We start from the raw sequence: 16955 nt of genomic DNA, 5'->3' as shown, positions 1-16955 counted from the left end.
GGTCGCGCGTGTTTAGATTGAGCTCGGAAATAACAAAGCCTCCCGCGAAGGAGGCTTTTACTTTGTATGCCTTAGCTTCTAAATCAAGTCTAGCGTCGATTGAACTCAATAAACTAAATTCAATTGGAACACCACTGTTGTGCCGCTGACTTCGTTACCAACGATCAGTAAAGGTTTGCTATTTGGTGATTTGTCTGCAGGAATTAGTGCTAATCCTTCAGGGCCACGATCGCCAGTTAAGGCATTGCGAGTATTGAGGTAAGTGACATAAGTTGGTGCTGTTGGATTGCTCACGTCATACACGATTACGCCACCGACCCGTTCCATACCAATAAACGCAAAAGTCTTATTGCCGAAAGTGCCGACAACAACACCTTCAGGCTCTGGACCTTTGCTGGCACTGCGTCCATCGAGCGTATTATTGTCATGGCTGGCGTTGAAAGCGACATTGCTGAGCGCTTTCGTGCGTTGTTCGAGGTCGTCGCCTGAATCAAATACTCTGACGATATCGCTGGACCAGATTGAGAATGAACGTGCGCCAAACGCAAACAATTCTGTACACAATCCTGCGGCATTTTTACCTGCACTACCACCGTTCGGTGTAGTCGTGATGCGCAGACGACCGAGGTTAGAATCAAATAATAAATTAGTCGCTTCGCTGCCGAATACTGCGGGGTCTAAACCTAATTTGCAATGGGTGGCCACACGCGTCTCTTCGTTAAATCCCGGCCAATCAGCGCGCGCGTCACCTTCATTCGCGGTGATCAGGTAAGTACTACCATTGACTGTATAGCGTGCAATTGCATCAGGCAGATACATACCCTTAACTGGTTGTGGAGCAATTTTGACGACGGGTGTGCCGCTGTTGGTGTTGGTGCCGCCATCCTCATCACTAGCATCTAAACCTGCACCCGCAACATTGTGACTTTTAAAGCCCAATGGCTTGATTGCAGTGACTTTTGCGCTAGCGATATCGACAATCGCAATCGCATTATTTTCTTGCAGCGTGACATAGGCAGTTTTGTTATCAGCACTAATCGCGATGTATTCTGGTTCCAGATCTTGCGCAGCATTGGCGCCAGGACCATAAATACGAACACCGCTTGCGCGCAATTCTGCTTCTTTACCGATATAGGATTTGAAGTCAGCAGTGCTGACTGTCGAGGTGCCAGTGCGATTGACGGTGATGACACTGACCGAACCTTCAGGATCAACCGAATCAGCTAAGCCATAACTGTTCGGTTCTCCTTCGTTTGCCACAATCAGCATTTTTCCGTCAGAAGTAAATGTCAGCATATCAGGCAACGCGCCGACTGTGACGGAATGTAATAGCTTTAGATCCGCCGCATTATAGAATGCGACTACACCTGTTGAAGTCTTCAATTTTCCTTCGATTGCAAGGGCAACCAAGCCATCATGTATCGCAACGCTATTCACACCACCGCCGAGACTGCTGATATTAATGGTGCTAATTAACTTGGGCGCAGTCGGTGTGCTTAAATCAAGTACATCAACGGAACCATTGGCGCCATTAACAACAAATAGGCGTTTACTAGCCGGATCAAATGCCGTAATTTCGGCTGCACCAAGCGCAGCGCCGTCATAGCTGCCGATTTTTTCCATCGTCATGCTGACTGGCGTTGGTGCAACTGGAATTGGCGTCTCTTTGGTGTCATCGCTATTGCCACCGCAGCCGCTCAAAAGTGAGATCGGAATAATAAGTGATGCCATTAATGATGCCAATGAGTGGCGTTTACTTGCGTTCTGCATGAATGTCCTTGGTCAGAAAAATGAAATGAAAAACCGCGCTAGATAAACCGCAGATTGTTTCAAGCTTTGATGACGGGGATGTGACATGCGAACTGCTAGATCGGACTGGTTCGCGGACGATGCGTAGCTTATTAATTCATGAGCGATGAGAGATGAGTGATGAACAATGATAGAAGAAAAATCATTGCGCACCGCGCGTAGGAAAATTCGCTAAATGAATGTATCTACTACTTGTAAATTGCTTCTAGCATTTACACGCATTTAAGCGCATGCAGATGCGCTTAGGATTTTTCAAATTTATTGGTATCGATGTTAAAGACCGTATCTGGAATGCGCAGGTGAGGAGCGATGGTATCCGGTGGATCTTCTGGCGCAATACTGTTAAGCCATAAATCCATTTTGCTATTTGCCATCAAGCCACTATCAGCCTGAAGCTTATCGCTATGATTTTGTTGGGCTCTTCTTTCTAAACGACGAAGTTCTTCCTGTGCTGACACTGGCTGGTTGACTGAAGCTCTCGCTGTCGGGCTTTGGTTTTTTACTAAACGTTCACGCCTTTGTTTATCGCTGCTTGCTAAGGCTTCTTTCTTTTGACGTGCCTTTATGCGTTCCTCTGCTGCCTGAATTTCAGGAGTTTTCTTGAGAGGCGATTTTGCGTGAGATTCTTTATCGATACCTAACAGTTTTTTCAGGAAATTCATTGTTCGTCCCTATGTTTAATATTTCTAATTGATCTTAGTTAATCCCAGCGATTGCTGGGCACTACTCAAAATAGTTGTTTAATTAATTCTTAGGAATAAGCAGGAACTGTGCCTAATAAGGCCAATAGAGTGATTTAGTTAGCAGAGGGCGCTTCAAAAAAGGAATAAATGCGATGCGCGTCCATCCTTGATTGTTTTCGTCAACATTTGCCGAAACTGGATAGTCACTCACTGTAATTGTCTTCGCTTTATGTTTTGCTGGATGTGCGGTAGGTTTGCAAATGAATACTCGTTTCAGTATTTTGGATTGCCTTGATCAGCCGTATTCTTTCTAGTACCGAGGACAGTTCCGATAAATTGGTGGCACGCAAGCTTGCTAATAAATCCCAGCGACCATTGGTGTCGTGAATTTCTTCTATTCCTGGCTCACCCAATAATGAAGCAATGACTGCACGGGTTTCGTTACCTTCGACGGCGATGCTAATCCATGCGTGAATTTCATTCTGTTGTGCATCTGGTCGCAAACGAACTGTATAGCCAACGATGATGCCATCGTCTTCAAGCTTGGTAATACGATTGGTAATGGTGCCACGTGATACTTTGAGCTTGTGTGCAAGCGTGGCAATGCTCATTCGGGCATCGGTGCGTAATAAGCTAATCAGTTGTTGGTCTAGTGCGTCCATTTTGTGCATTTCGATAATTTAGACTGTCATTTTGGCAGAAATTTGATGAATTTGGTACATTTTTGCTGATTCTGTTTAACATCGACATCCCGTAAGATTCTTCCATCAAGATTTTTTAAGAACTTACGCAAAGTTGTTGCAGCGAGATTTACCGGAAATTGTTATCGTCATTTTCAACGGTGAAGTGCTTAGTTTTCTCTCAGCTGGTTGTAGAAATTTTACGCAAGTTCTCATTAAAACCTCAAATAAACGGAGACTAAAATGAGTAAGCAAAACCACACAACACCATCTCAACAAACCATCACACCACGCCGTGCTGTAACCCAATATTTAAGCGCAGAACGTGTCGCCGAAATTATTAACAAACGCGGTATCGGCGCTTGTATTACTGGCGTTGCTTCCTACATCAATCAAGATTTTTTACGTTGGAATTCTTTCGACAAATGCGCGCGTGTTGCGAATCACTCTGATGTTGGCGTGATTGAATTAATGCCGATCGCCGATGACAAATCGTATGCGTTTAAATATGTGAACGGCCATCCAAGCAATTATCGTTTTAATTTACCAACCGTGATGGCATTTGGCGTTTTGGCCGATGTCGAAACCGGTGTGCCAGAACTGGTCAGTGAGTTGACTTTGACGACGGCTATCCGTACTGCTGCGATGTCTGCGGTTGCTGCGCGTGCTTTGGCGCGTGATAACTGCAAAACCATGGCGATCATTGGTAACGGCGCGCAAAGTGATTTCCAAGCTTTGGCATTCCACCATTTACTTGGTGTCGATATGTTCCATTTGTTCGATATTGATAGTGCAGCGACTGATAAATTAGAAGCAAATTTGCACAAAATGGGCTTGCAAACCAAACGCTTTGCTAGCACCAAAGAGGCGGTCAAAGGGGTTGATATTATTACGACTGTCACTGCCGATAAAACCAACGCAACGATTATTACCGCAGATATGATAGAGCCTGGTATGCACATCAATGGTGTTGGTGGTGATTGCCCAGGAAAGACAGAGTTACATGCTGACGTTTTGCGCATGGGACCAGTGTTCTGTGAATTTGAACCGCAATCGCGTATTGAAGGCGATATGCAACAAATGCCAGCTGATTTCCCTGTGACGGAATTGTGGACAGTATTGTCGGGCAAGGTAGTAGGCCGTAGCAGCCCTGATCAAGTGACTATTTTTGATTCCGTTGGCTTTGCTTTAGAAGACTATTCCGCATTACGTTTTATGCGTGACGTGGCAATTGAAATGGGGATGAGCGAAACTTTGTCTTTGATCCCGGCGATGGAAAACCCTAAGAATTTATTTGGATTTATCGGTGATAATGCCAATTCCACTTCATCCGCAAGCGTCACAACACGCACAACCCCGGCATTTGTATCTTAAATTGCGTGGCCACATCTTCGTTGAGCTGAAGATAAGTCGTGATTTAGTAATGACTTAATCGCAAATAAAAAGTTTATTAAAAGCCTGAATTTTTTTAAATTCAGGCTTTTTTTGCGTTTAAACGTGGTTTACGACAAAAATAATCACAAAATTTTTTAAAAAACACGCAATTTGCCAGTATTTGTGTCAACCGGACTAAAGCGGATAGCGTTTTTTGCCTAACAGCAGCTTTGTCGAATCCATAAAAGACAAAGACATTTAGGGAGTTGTCAAAATGATCTACGAAATCTTAGTCCGCCCGTCTTACAATAAATTGATGACATCAGATCATCTGATCTGGGTTGAGAGCAATATGCCGACCCGTTTCTTTGAGCAATGGTTGCGTGACCATGCTTTATTGGATGGCAGTGGACGTTCTCCTATTGTTCGTTGGGGTATCGTACAAACGCAACGCCCTGCACATTTCCAACTAGCGACGCAAGAATCGGCTTTGACAGATCGTATTGCTGAATTGATGAGCGGTGCGACACATTTGGCAGAGATGCCTGCAGTTCGCATGGCAGCAGTTGCCAAAGCACCAGTTTTTCTCGCAGCCTGATTAGGTACTGCTAGCGGATGTAGAATTGAACTGCATTGAACTAGATTGAAACGAATACAGTTTAGTCAAGACAAAACGAGTAAATAGGCTGATCTAAGGTGATTGGCTTATCTATTTGGTTTTAGAAGCATTCGCGTTGTGTATTTGCGTATTTTGCTTTTGATTTTTCAAAAACTGCCAACTAGCTTGGCAGTTTTTTGTTTACCAGTGATTCCCGATATTGATTCAATATTCATCGCCTCGCGTTCAGATAATTGAGCTTGGCAGCATATAGTGCAAGGTCTTTTTGATTGCTGCTGTTTTGTTTCGCCAGATTGAGTTCTTTTTCAGCATCCGCTATTTCACCTAAGCGGAAATGTGCTAATCCTAACCAGAAATGAAATTCGTGATAATCCGGTGCTCGTTTAAGTTCTCGCTTGAATAAGGATTTCGCCGCTGCATAATCATTTCTATTCATCGCAGCCAAGCCTAACTGAAAGAAGTGAAACGGGGGATGGGGTTGTTCATCGAACATGCGTTGACTTAATTCATTCGCTTCAGCGACACGGTCAAGACCATTGAGCGTTTGTACCATATTCGACATCGTCACTAAACTTTTTGGGTTCAGCGCTAATGCGGCGGTGAGTGCTCGATACGCAGGTTCAGCTTGATTGAGTTTCATATAAATAACGCCGAGGGTATTGTAAGCTGCTGCAAATTGATTATCTGCGTTGATTGCTGCGCGTACCCACCAATAGGCTTGATGGTAGTCATTACGTGCTAAAGCCTCCGCGGCACGATTGTTCATGAACATCGCAATGATGGTGTTCTCGTCAATTTCTATCGAACGCAAATTTGCTGCTTCACCACGTTGTAAAAAATCGACGATCATTGGTTCAGAACCAGTATTGTCTATGGTCATCGCCAATTTTCTTTGGCCGAGTACGATATTGACGTGCTCACTAGAAAAATATAGTTCGCCAGCACGGCTCCATTCTTCTTCAAGAAACACCTTTTGATACGTTGTTTTTAATCCCATCTGCTTGGCAAATGCCGCCGTCATAATCACTAAAGATAAACAATTGCCGGAACGTGTATCAAAAGTGTCGGAGGCGTTTCTGGTATAGCTCGAGTCATAACGTAAACGCAGTTTTCCTTCATCATAAAGCGCCATATACAAGGCACGTTGATCGCTGTGGATTCTTGATTGCTTGCGGATCTCGCGATCGAGAAATTGTTGCATGGCAGGATTGAGCTTGAAGACAGTTTCAGCACTGACAGGCTCAGCGGGTGCTGTGAAAAGTTCATCATGAAAAAGACCTGCGTCAGTCTGTAGTACAGGTTTGCTCACACATCCATTGAGCATGAATAGCTGGCTACAGCAGAGCAGGCTGAGTATCAACAAGCGTCGCATGGTGGCTCTTTCGGGTTAGTTTAGGGCGATGTTTTTAGAATAGCTTTTGATTTCGACACTGGCAAGTTATTCTTTGATTAATGTGCAGCACACTGTCGTCATTTTCATTTGATTCAACGACGTCAAATAAAAACGCCATCGTGAGGATGGCGTTTGCGGGGGGGCTGAATTACATTAATGGTGCAGACGTTTATGTTTGAGCGACGACCAGAATGACGCCACAATAAATGCCACACCGATCAGACCAGTAAAAATTTCTGGGATGTGATATTTGATGCTGGCAAACATGATTAAGGCCAAAATACCAATTGCATAATGTGCGCCATGTTCTAGGTAGACGTATTCTTCCAAGGTGCCTTGACGTACCAGATACACCGTCATCGAACGCACGAACAAAGCGCCTATCGCCAAACCTAACATGATGATGACGACATCGCTGGTGATCGCAAATGCGCCGATCACACCATCAAAAGAGAAAGAGGCATCGAGCACTTCTAAATACAAGAAGCCACCTATGCCGCCGGTTTTGACAACGGCACCTACATTGATATCGGTGACTTCTTCTTTTTCAAGCAAGCTGCTAATGAAATCAACACCAACATACACGATGATGCCCCATACGCCGGACAGCAGCACCGCATACTGCTGCGCGGCATCGACCAAGCTGACGCTGCCGACCACGACGCCAAGCGCAATCAATACAGGAATGGAGCCGATACGACCAAAGCTCGCAATTTTGGCTTCGACATTGCCTAACCAATGCATTTCTTTTTCATCATCGAGTAAGAAATTTAAAAATACCAGTAATAAGAAAACACCACCAAAAGCGGCGACTTCGGCGTGATGATTGATTAAGTGGGTAGAAAATTCTTTGGGATTGTCGATGGCTAAATTCCACACTTCCGCCATGCCTAAATCAGCCGCTACTGCTACGATCACCAACGGAAAAACCAAGCGCATGCCAAATACGGCGATGATGATACCAACAGTTAAAAATAGAGTTTGCCAGAATGCATTCCAGTTTTTTAAGACCGAGGCATTCACGACGGCATTATCAAATGACAGCGAGATTTCCAATATCGCCAAAATCATTGCAATACCAAGGGCGCTAGCTGCTGCGGTTACGCCACCGTGGGTGTAACCCCAATAGGTGGCAATGCCTAAGCAAATTAGAGAAATGAGAATAGAAAGTCGAAAATGTTGCATGCTTGTTTAGTCCAATTGGGTAAGGCCACCGAGCTATGTCAGGGCAGAAAATGAACTGCGAGAGTGCCACATAATGGGACTAAGGCGCAAGCTGTAATCAAACGCCGCAGCGAGAAAGGTTGTCAGGACGACTTTAGTTGACTTCTGCAACAGCAGTCTCACGTACCAATTGCTTCAATTGCGGCAAACAAGAACCGCAATTGGTGCCGCAGCGCAGAGCTTGTTGCAAACTTCCTAGGCGTTGTTTCTCATCACCGTTGCGTAGTGCCAAGTCTTGTTTAATTTGTTGTGCTTTGATGTTGAAACACGTACACACGACTTGATTGTCTTTGCCATGTTGTGGCGCGCTGCCGTTAGCAGGTTTTGATTGTGCCAATAATGCAGGCGTAATCGTCAGCACCTCTTCGTCTAATAGCAATTGCTTGAGCCAGCTCTCTGCCGCAATATCGCCTGCCAAAGCGAAACCTGCGATGCGTTTTTGTGGCAATAATGCGGGATCATTTTCTATCAGCAGTTGACGTGAAGTGCCGCGTTTCGCATCGCCATATTGCAAGACTTGCTCGCCGTGCAGACCGAGTAAGCGGCTAATCTCTGACATGATGTCCGCAGAAACGGCAGTCAGGTTCGCCGCCCTAAATAGTAAGCCTTGACGTTCACGTCCAAACAAGACGCAACTGGCGTAAGCGAAGTGTGGGTAATATTGACGCAATGTTTGCTGTAATTCCAAAATACGTGCCGGATCTATCCACACACAGGCGATAAATTGCCAAGCGAATTCCAATTTAGTAATTTTGACCGCGCTGTGTTTTAGTTCTGGCTGTTTAGAAATAGGATCGAAGGCGGGATTGCATAGGCTATTTACGCCGAACAGAGTTTTGCTTATGCCATCGTCGCTGTGCAGAGTTCCAGAAACAAATTCTTCCCCCCAATGCATCGCGATAAAACTTTGTCCCGCTTTGAGTTGATCGCTCGCTTTGGCGATCAGAATTTGCGTGCCCCGTTGATTACTGACTTCGACAAAATCGCCATCTTGTATAAAGCGTCTTTGCATATCTTGCGCTGTCATTTCTATACAAGGTTCGGGTGCGTGGGCATACAGTTGCGCCACCAAACCAGTGCGGCTCATGCCATGCCATTGATCGCGTAAGCGTCCTGTATTTAAGGCAAATGGATGACGTGGTGTGATTTTTTCTGTTGTGGCGACATAGGCGCAATTGATAAAGCGAGCTTTGCCGTTGCTGGTGGCGAACTGGTGGTTCTCGTAAAGGCGTTGTTGTCCTGCTTTTGCATCAGCAGGGTAAGGCCATTGCTGCGGCCCTTTTTCTTCTAACAAAGAATACGACAAACCAGTAATGTCGAGATCGCGTCCAGCCGTGCTATCACGATGCTCATCCCAGATGGTCTCTGGATTCGTATAGGAAAAATCAGGCTGCGTTTTATTCAATTTCTTCGCTAGGATTTGCGCGAATTTTGTCGCAATTTGCCAATCATGATGCGCTTCGCCGGGTGCTGCAATCGCCGCCCGCACGCGTGAAATTCTGCGTTCAGAATTAGTTACCGTGCCGGATTTCTCTGACCAGGTTGATGCAGGTAAAAGTATGTCGGCATACGCCACCGTTGCCGTGTTGCGATAGGCTTCTTGCACGATCACCAGTTCGGCTTTTTCTAATGCTGCACGTATTAAATTTTGATCCGGCATGGATTGCGCGGGATTGGTGCAAACGATCCAGATGATTTTGATTTCGCCAGTGCGCACCGCTTCAAATAATTCGACTGCGGTCTTGCCAGGTTGATCAGGCACACTAGGAATATTCCATAGCGCTGCCACTTCAGCACGGTGTTCAGGATTACTCAAGTCACGATGCGCCGATAACAGATTCGCCATACCGCCCACTTCGCGCCCGCCCATCGCATTCGGTTGTCCAGTCAATGAGAATGGCCCCGCGCCGGGTTTGCCGATTTGCCCGGTCGCCAAATGCAGATTGATCAGCGCACTGTTTTTTGCAGTACCGGCACTGGATTGATTTAACCCCTGACAATACAGTGATAGCGCGGCTTTGCTCAGACCAAACCAACGTGCCGCCTGGATCAAATCTTTTTCGGCGATACCACAAATTTGCGCAGTGAAGGCGGGCGTAAAATCACGTACGGTTTGTTTGAGTTCGGCAAAGCCTTCGGTATGCGCGGCGATAAATGCGGTGTCAATCAAATCTTCCCACAAACACAAATGCAGCATGCCATGAAATAGCGCGACATCGGTGCCGGGTAAAATCGCCAAATGCAAATCAGCTTCCCGCGCCGTATCGGTGCGGCGTGGATCAACGACGACGACTTTGAGATGGGGATTGTTCTCGCGTGCTTGCTCTATACGGCGATATAAAATTGGATGGGCATACGCTGTATTTGAACCTGCAATAAAAATTAAATCCGCCAGTTCTATATCTTCATAACTACAAGGTGGTGCATCGGCACCCAGACTTTGCTTATAGCCAGCGACGGTGCTTGACATGCATAGACGTGAATTACTATCGATGTTATTCGTGCCGATTAAACCCTTGGCGAGTTTATTGAAGACATAATAATCCTCGGTCAGCAATTGCCCAGAGATGTAAAACCCCACGCTATCTGCACCATGCGCTTGTATGCAGGTCGCAAATTTGTCTGCCATGCTTTCCAGGCAAGTTTCCCAATCCACGCGTTCTCTGTCTTGATCTCGTGCAGTACGCATTTCAGGATACAAAGCACGTACTTGTTGTTGCAGCACAGGCTGCGCCGTCAGATGCAAATTACTGCCCTTGCTGCATAGCTTGCCAAAGTTTGCTGGATGCGCAGGATCGCCGCGTACGCCAGTGACTTGTGTGCCGTCAGATTCAATGATGACGCCGCAGCCGACGCCGCAATAACAACAGTTAGATTGAGTCTCGTGCATAGTTTCTGACCTTGGCCCTTGGCTTGGAGTGAAATTAGGTTTCAATCGCTAAAGTCAGCAATTCGTGACTGCACAAGTACACTTGATCTGCTTCTACTTTGACACTGAATTTCTGTGTACAACCTTCATCCGGCGATACCGCACAGCCGGTCGGTAATTCTATGTTCCAGTTATGCAAAGGGCAGGCGACTTTTTCGCCAAAGACGATGCCTTGTGATAAGGGGCCGCCTTTGTGCGGGCACTTATCTAAGAGCGCGAATACTTTGTCTTCGGTGTTTCTGAAAATCGCGACGTCGGTATTTGCTTGCCGTTTCACGACACGTGCGCCGAGGACTGGGATGTCGTCTACGCGACAGATGACTTGCCATTCTTGGGACATGGTTTTTCCTTTGTTTTAAGTTCCCTTCTCCCGCAAGCGGGAGAAGGGTTAGGGATGAGGGCAGTTGAAGTACTGCAGACAAAATCGCAATTCAAATAAGAAATTTATAATCATGTATTAAATGATGTATCAACTTTGTGGAACCACCCTCACCCCAACCCTCTCCCGCTTGCGGGAGAGGGAGCTTGTTATCGAAACTTACTTTTACAAACAATCTGACGATTACCCAACAATCCGCTCAAACTGCCGCGTATCCACTTGCGCCTTCTCAGGCTCATGCCAAGGATCAGCTTCACCTTCCAATGAAAACAACAAGCGTTGATACAACTCTTCACGTCGTGCAGAATTTTCTAGAATTTCTTGTTTCACATAGTCGAGACCAACCCGGGCGAGGTAGTGCACGGTGCGTTCTAAGTACCAACCTTCTTCACGATACAGTTGCAAGAAAGCGCCTGTGTACTCCATCACTTCTTCATGCGTTTTGAGTTTGACTAAAAATTGCGCGACTTCGGTTTTAATGCCGCCATTGCCGCCTACATACACTTCCCAACCCGAATCTACCCCGATCACACCGACGTCTTTGATGCCTGCTTCGGCGCAATTGCGTGGACAGCCGGAGACGGCGAGTTTGACTTTGTGAGGTGCATACATACGGGCTAATTCACGTTCTAATTGTTGCCCCATGAGCGTGGAATTTTGTGTGCCGAAACGACACCATTCACTGCCTACGCAAGTTTTTACCGTGCGCAAACCTTTGGCATAGGCGAGGCCGGAGGGCATACCGAGGTCTTGCCAAACTGCGCGTAAATCTTCTTTCTTCACCCCGAGTAAATCAATACGTTGACCGCCGGTGACCTTGACGGTGGGGATATTAAATTTATCGACCACATCGGCAATTCTGCGCAGCTCTGAGGCATTGGTTTCGCCGCCCCACATCCGTGGAATGACGGAGTAAGTGCCATCTTTTTGAATATTCGCATGTGAACGTTCATTGATGTAACGCGATTGCGGATCATCCACCGCTTCTTTCGGCCAAGTCGAAATCAGGTAGTAATTCAAAGCAGGGCGGCAACTTGCACAACCATTCGGCGTGCGCCATTCCATGAATTGTTGAACCGCTGCCACGGTCAGTAAGTGATTGACTTTGATGGCTTCACGCACCGCATGATGGGAGTGATCGGTACACGAACACATGGCCTTGGCTTTGGGTGTTGCAGAGTAATCGCCACCTGCTGTGAACATGATGATTTGTTCGACCAAACCCGTACATGAGCCGCAAGAGGCTGAGGCTTTGGTGTGTTTGCGCACATCTTCTAAAGTAAACAAACCTTTTTCTTTAATCGCTTTGACTATCGTGCCTTTGCACACGCCATTGCAACCGCAGACTTCGGCGGTATCAGGCATCGCCGCTGCTTTGGTGTGGCCTTCGTGGCCGACATCGCCGGTATTCGATTCGCCAAACATCAACGAATCACGAATCTCAGCAATGTTTTTACCTTCGCGCAGTAGCTTGAAATACCAGCTGCCATCAACCGTGTCACCATACAAACAAGCACCGATCAGCTTGTCGTCTTTCAATACCAGTTTTTTGTAAACGCCACCGATAGGATCGGACAGGATAATTTCTTCCGTATCTTTGCCGCCCGAGAAATCACCTGCAGAAAATAGATCAATGCCCGTGACTTTGAGTTTGGTGGAAGTGACGGAACCTTGATAACGACCGATACCAAAATTGGCTAAATGATTCGCGCAGACTTTTGCCATCTCAAACAAAGGAGCCACTAGGCCATACACCGTGCCGCGATGATTGACGCATTCGCCGACCGCATAGATGCGCGGGTCATAAGTTTGCATGGTGTCGTTCACGATCAAACCACGATTGCAATACAAGCCTGCGGATTCCGCTAAGGCCGTATTCGGACGAATGCCCACTGCCATCACCACGAGTTGCGTAGGGATTTCTAAACCATCAGAAAAACGTATGGCTTTGACGTGACCGTTTTCATCGCCTATCAAGGCTTCGGTATTTTTTTCTAATAAGAAATTGAGTCCGCGATCTTCTAAAGATTTTTGTAGCATCTTGCCAGCCGTCAGGTCGAGCTGCCTATCCATCAACCACGCAGGCAAATGCACAACGGAGACATTCATGCCGCGCATCTTCAAACCATTTGCGGCTTCTAATCCGAGCAAGCCACCACCGATCACCACGGCGTGCGTGTGTTCTTCTGCCGCCGCGATCATGGCATTAGTATCGTGGATGTCGCGATAGGCGATCACACCTTGCAAATCTTTGCCAGGCACAGGCAACATGAAAGGCGAGGAACCTGTTGCGATCAGCAATCTATCGTAGTCGGTTTCCGTGCCGTCTTCGGCGATTACAATACGTTTATAACGATCAATCTTGACGATCTTTTTGCCTAAATGCAGGGTGATATTATTGTCGGCATACCAGTCAACATCATTGAGCATGATGTCTTGTATCGTTTGTTCGCCAGCTAAAACTGGCGACAATAAAATTCGATTGTAATTGGCATACGGTTCAGCGCCAAAGACCGTGATGTCGTACAAATCCGGCGCGATCTTTAGCAATTCTTCCAAAGTGCGAACGCCTGCCATGCCATTGCCGACCATGACGAGTTTGAGTTTTTTCATGATGAAAATCCTTAATGTTTTTTTGGTGCTCTAGGCGACTTCTTTGCTTGGATGCGATTGGCGGTGATATAAAAATTCCAGCACCGCGCTGCGATATTTGGCGTATTGCGCATCGTTGGCTAAAGCGACCCGTTCACGTGGCCGGGCTAATTCCACGGATAAGACTTCGCCGATCGTTGCGGCTGGACCATTGGTTAGCATGACGATTTTGTCGGACAGGAGTACCGCTTCATCCACATCATGCGTGACCATCACCACTGTCGATTGCGTCTTCGCGACGATCTTGAGTAACTCGTCTTGTAAGTGCGCGCGGGTTAATGCATCGAGTGCACCGAAGGGTTCATCCATCAATAAAACTTTGGGTTCTATCGCCAGTGCCCGTGCGATGCCTACCCTTTGTTTCATACCACCAGAGATTTCGTGGGGACGTTTTTTATCAGCGGCGGTCAAGCCTACCAAGGCCAAAGCATTGCGAGTGCGATTGATAAGCTCGGTCTTACTTTCGGTCGCAGCAAAGACGCGCTCTACCGCCAGATAGACGTTTTCAAAACAAGTCAGCCACGGCAATAGCGAGTGATTTTGAAACACCACACCACGCTCAGGTGAAGGCCCGGCGATTTCGCGATTCGCGCACAGCAATGCGCCGGAAGTGGCAGTGGTTAATCCTGCGATCAAATTTAATAGCGTCGATTTGCCGCAACCAGAATGACCAATCAGTGTAATGAATTCACCTTTGGCGATGCGCAGATTGATCTCACGTAGAGCATGAAAGCTGCCTTTTTTGGTATCGAAGCGCATCTCCACATTTTGGATTTCTATGTACTTCTTATCGTTCGCTTCCATAGTGTTAGGCTCCTGTTTCTTCGTAGGTGACCGCACGTGCCATCGCTACTAGCGCTTGTTCTAATAACAGCCCAACTAAACCAATCACTACAATCGCGATAATGATGTGCGGTACATTCAAGTTATTCCATTCATCCCAGACCCAGAAGCCGATACCCACGCCGCCCGTCAACATTTCCGCGGCGACGATCACTAGCCACGCCGTGCCAATTGCCAAACGTACGCCAGTTAACATATACGGCAGCACGCTAGGCAATAAAATGCGGGTTAAGATTTTCCATTCGGAGAGGTTTAATACGCGCGCCACATTCATATAATCTTGCGGCACACGTTGCACACCGATCGCGGTGTTGATCACCATAGGCCAAATTGAGCAGATAAAAATAGACCAGATCGCCGCAGGATGCGCTGCTTTGAAAACTAATAGACCGATGGGCAACCAAGCCAATGGCGAGACCGGTTTGAGCAAACTGATAATCGGATTAAACATGCCCGCCATAAAGCTGAAGCGACCGATCATGAAGCCGAGTGGAATGCCGATCACCGCCGCTAAACCAAAGCCGACTGCCACCCGTTTGAGAGATGCATAAATATTCCAACCTATGCCTTGATCATTCGGGCCATTTTGGTAGAAGGGATCAGAGAAAAGTTTGATTGCTTCTAGTAAAGTGACCCAAGGCGAGGGCAGCGAGGTATTTTTCTCTGCAATAATTGCCCAGATCAATACCAGCATGGCTAAGCCCAAAAATTGCGGCAAGAGCTTGAAGGCAATCGCTTTGAGTTTGATTGTAATATTAGAGAATGCAGAGGGCTTGACCATCATTGTTTCCTTCCTGAGTGCTAATGCGCTAGCCGTTGCAGCTTTGGGTTTCTCCGCTGCGCTGGTATCTGCATTAGCCGAATCGCTTGCTGAATAAGTTGAAAGCAGAGTCGTCATCGCGCTTCCTTATGCTTTGATCTTAAATGCAGCGGCGTACGCAGCAGGATTTTGTCCATCCCATACCGTGCCATCAATCAGCTTGCTCTTGCGCATAGGGTCTTTGGGGACATTGACTTTCGCCATCGCTGCGCCATCTTTGTAAATGTCGATACGATTGACTGCTTTTGCGACGCCCAAATAATCAGGATCAGTTTTCAATAAGCCCCAACGCTTGTGCTGAGTTAAGAACCACATGCCGTCGGATAGGTAAGGAAAATTCACCGCGCCGTCATTGAAAAATTTCATGTAATGCGGATCATCCCAAGTCTTACCTAAACCATTTTGGTATCGCCCCATAATGCGTTGATTAATCACGTCAACAGAAGTGTTGACATAGGATTTCTCGGCAATGATTTCTGCCATCTTTTGTTTGTTCATCAGCGAGGCATCTATCCAACGGCTGGCATCGAGAATCGCGGCAATCACTGCACGCGCAGTTTTAGGATATTTTTGTGAAAATTCAGCGGTGCAGCCTAAGACTTTTTCAGGATGATCGCGCCAAATGTCTTGCGTCGTCGCCGCAGTAATGCCTATGCCATCAGCGACCGCGCGATGATTCCATGGTTCGCCAACGCAGTAACCATCCATATTATCGACACGCATATTCGCCACCATTTGTGGTGGTGGTACGGTAATGACTTTCGCGTCCCTCATAGGATTGATACCATGCGCCGCCAGCCAGTAATACAGCCACATCGCATGCGTGCCAGTAGGGAAGGTTTGTGCGAAGGTATATTCACGCTTTTCACGCGCCATTAATTTAGCGAGACCCGCGCCATCGACCGCGCCTTTGTCGGCGAGTTTTTTAGAGAGCGTAATCGCTTGCCCATTATTATTCAGCGTCATCAAGATATTCATATCCTTCTTCGCACCACCGATACCGAGTTGTACGCCATACACCAAACCGTACAAAACATGCGCGGCATCGAGTTCACCATTGACTAATTTATCGCGTACGCTGGCCCAGGAAGATTCTTTGGTTGGAATAATTTTGATGCCGTATTTTTTGTCAAAGCCCATCACCGCCGCGATCACCACCGATGCGCAATCAGTCAGCGGGATGAAACCGATTTTGACTTCTTCTTTTTCTGGTTTGTCTGAACCCGCCGCCCACGCGGTGTTCGCAGTGCCGATGGCGCCCAGGCCTAACATGCTGCTTGCTCCAAGACTGACCATGCTGCTGGCACTTTGTATAAATTCGCGGCGAGTTTGATTTTTGCCTGACAAACTGGTGTTGAGTTCGGTAGTAGCGTTTTCATTGTTAGCACCTGTTTCATTGGTTTTGGTGATGGACTTCATTTGCTTATGCATGGTCAGACTCCAGCGTGATGGTTTTCAAATTGCATGGTCAAAACGAAAAAAGGCGTCTTACTACCACGCTCATTCGAGCAGGTAGGAAGACGCCTTTGTCTTGTGAAAATTGCCGCCGT

Annotated in this window: 13 protein-coding genes; 2 read left to right on the top strand and 11 right to left on the bottom strand. The window is 46.9% G+C overall.

Annotation, left to right across the window (positions count from 1 at the left end; genetic code table 11):
* Positions 1–105: 105 nt before the first annotated feature.
* The 3 genes from H8K33_RS11200 to H8K33_RS11190 all read right to left on the bottom strand — a co-directional run bounded on the left by H8K33_RS11200 (position 106) and on the right by H8K33_RS11190 (position 3154).
* The gene (locus H8K33_RS11200) at positions 106–1770 is read right to left on the bottom strand and encodes a choice-of-anchor I family protein (protein ID WP_246443525.1); all 1665 of its coding nucleotides are present in this window, start codon (positions 1768–1770) and stop codon (positions 106–108) included.
* A gap of 281 nt (positions 1771–2051) precedes the next feature.
* The gene (locus H8K33_RS11195) at positions 2052–2471 is read right to left on the bottom strand and encodes a hypothetical protein (protein ID WP_186891121.1); all 420 of its coding nucleotides are present in this window, start codon (positions 2469–2471) and stop codon (positions 2052–2054) included.
* A 248-nt stretch (positions 2472–2719) separates the two neighbouring features.
* Positions 2720–3154, bottom strand: a complete 435-nt coding sequence (locus H8K33_RS11190; RefSeq protein WP_186891120.1) for an Lrp/AsnC family transcriptional regulator — start codon at positions 3152–3154, stop codon at positions 2720–2722.
* Positions 3155–3415: 261 nt separating this feature from the next.
* Here H8K33_RS11190 and H8K33_RS11185 point away from each other — a divergent pair, with 261 nt between their 5' ends.
* On the top strand, positions 3416–4546 hold the full coding sequence (locus tag H8K33_RS11185) for an ornithine cyclodeaminase (protein ID WP_186891119.1): 1131 nt from the start codon (positions 3416–3418) through the stop codon (positions 4544–4546).
* A gap of 274 nt (positions 4547–4820) precedes the next feature.
* Positions 4821–5144: a hypothetical protein gene (locus H8K33_RS11180; RefSeq protein WP_186891118.1), complete on the top strand. Its 324-nt coding sequence runs from the start codon at positions 4821–4823 to the stop codon at positions 5142–5144.
* A 232-nt stretch (positions 5145–5376) separates the two neighbouring features.
* Here the strand turns inward: H8K33_RS11180 and H8K33_RS11175 are convergent, their stop codons facing one another.
* The 8 genes from H8K33_RS11175 to H8K33_RS11140 form a co-directional block, all read right to left on the bottom strand.
* The gene (locus H8K33_RS11175; protein WP_186891117.1) at positions 5377–6537 is read right to left on the bottom strand and encodes a tetratricopeptide repeat protein; all 1161 of its coding nucleotides are present in this window, start codon (positions 6535–6537) and stop codon (positions 5377–5379) included.
* A gap of 174 nt (positions 6538–6711) precedes the next feature.
* Complete coding sequence (locus tag H8K33_RS11170) at positions 6712–7743, bottom strand: DUF475 domain-containing protein (protein ID WP_186891116.1); 1032 nt, start codon at positions 7741–7743, stop codon at positions 6712–6714.
* Between the two features lie 133 nt (positions 7744–7876).
* On the bottom strand, positions 7877–10672 hold the full coding sequence (locus H8K33_RS11165) for a nitrate reductase (RefSeq protein ID WP_186891115.1): 2796 nt from the start codon (positions 10670–10672) through the stop codon (positions 7877–7879).
* 34 nt (positions 10673–10706) lie between these two features.
* On the bottom strand, positions 10707–11051 hold the full coding sequence (nirD, locus tag H8K33_RS11160) for a nitrite reductase small subunit NirD (protein WP_186891114.1): 345 nt from the start codon (positions 11049–11051) through the stop codon (positions 10707–10709).
* A gap of 222 nt (positions 11052–11273) precedes the next feature.
* Positions 11274–13703: a nitrite reductase large subunit NirB gene (gene nirB / locus H8K33_RS11155; RefSeq protein WP_186891113.1), complete on the bottom strand. Its 2430-nt coding sequence runs from the start codon at positions 13701–13703 to the stop codon at positions 11274–11276.
* Positions 13704–13733: 30 nt separating this feature from the next.
* Positions 13734–14546 (bottom strand): ABC transporter ATP-binding protein, encoded by an 813-nt coding sequence (locus H8K33_RS11150; protein ID WP_186891112.1) that lies wholly within the window; start codon positions 14544–14546, stop codon positions 13734–13736.
* A 4-nt stretch (positions 14547–14550) separates the two neighbouring features.
* Positions 14551–15279 (bottom strand): nitrate ABC transporter permease, encoded by a 729-nt coding sequence (gene ntrB / locus H8K33_RS11145; protein WP_390319699.1) that lies wholly within the window; start codon positions 15277–15279, stop codon positions 14551–14553.
* A 213-nt stretch (positions 15280–15492) separates the two neighbouring features.
* Positions 15493–16701, bottom strand: a complete 1209-nt coding sequence (locus H8K33_RS11140; protein ID WP_186891344.1) for a CmpA/NrtA family ABC transporter substrate-binding protein — start codon at positions 16699–16701, stop codon at positions 15493–15495.
* Positions 16702–16955 lie beyond the last annotated feature (254 nt).

Source organism: Affinundibacterium amnicola (assembly GCF_014284275.1).
GTDB lineage: Bacteria > Pseudomonadota > Gammaproteobacteria > Burkholderiales > Burkholderiaceae_D > Undibacterium > Undibacterium amnicola.
Note: the sequence above shows the minus strand (reverse complement) of the source record. Positions and strands in the feature narration are given on the sequence as shown.

What these genes read in the sequence shown, in the direction of transcription:
- H8K33_RS11175 (WP_186891117.1), bottom strand. Translation starts at nt 6,537, where the DNA reads ATGCGACGCTTGTTGATACTCAGCCTGCTCTGCTGTAGCCAGCTATTC.
- nirD (WP_186891114.1), bottom strand. Translation starts at nt 11,051, where the DNA reads ATGTCCCAAGAATGGCAAGTCATCTGTCGCGTAGACGACATCCCAGTC.
- H8K33_RS11190 (WP_186891120.1), bottom strand. Translation starts at nt 3,154, where the DNA reads ATGGACGCACTAGACCAACAACTGATTAGCTTATTACGCACCGATGCC.
- H8K33_RS11195 (WP_186891121.1), bottom strand. Translation starts at nt 2,471, where the DNA reads ATGAATTTCCTGAAAAAACTGTTAGGTATCGATAAAGAATCTCACGCA.
- nirB (WP_186891113.1), bottom strand. Translation starts at nt 13,703, where the DNA reads ATGAAAAAACTCAAACTCGTCATGGTCGGCAATGGCATGGCAGGCGTT.
- H8K33_RS11150 (WP_186891112.1), bottom strand. Translation starts at nt 14,546, where the DNA reads ATGGAAGCGAACGATAAGAAGTACATAGAAATCCAAAATGTGGAGATG.
- H8K33_RS11165 (WP_186891115.1), bottom strand. Translation starts at nt 10,672, where the DNA reads ATGCACGAGACTCAATCTAACTGTTGTTATTGCGGCGTCGGCTGCGGC.
- H8K33_RS11180 (WP_186891118.1), top strand. Translation starts at nt 4,821, where the DNA reads ATGATCTACGAAATCTTAGTCCGCCCGTCTTACAATAAATTGATGACA.
- H8K33_RS11140 (WP_186891344.1), bottom strand. Translation starts at nt 16,701, where the DNA reads ATGGTCAGTCTTGGAGCAAGCAGCATGTTAGGCCTGGGCGCCATCGGC.
- H8K33_RS11185 (WP_186891119.1), top strand. Translation starts at nt 3,416, where the DNA reads ATGAGTAAGCAAAACCACACAACACCATCTCAACAAACCATCACACCA.
- H8K33_RS11200 (WP_246443525.1), bottom strand. Translation starts at nt 1,770, where the DNA reads ATGCAGAACGCAAGTAAACGCCACTCATTGGCATCATTAATGGCATCA.
- ntrB (WP_390319699.1), bottom strand. Translation starts at nt 15,279, where the DNA reads ATGCTGGTATTGATCTGGGCAATTATTGCAGAGAAAAATACCTCGCTG.
- H8K33_RS11170 (WP_186891116.1), bottom strand. Translation starts at nt 7,743, where the DNA reads ATGCAACATTTTCGACTTTCTATTCTCATTTCTCTAATTTGCTTAGGC.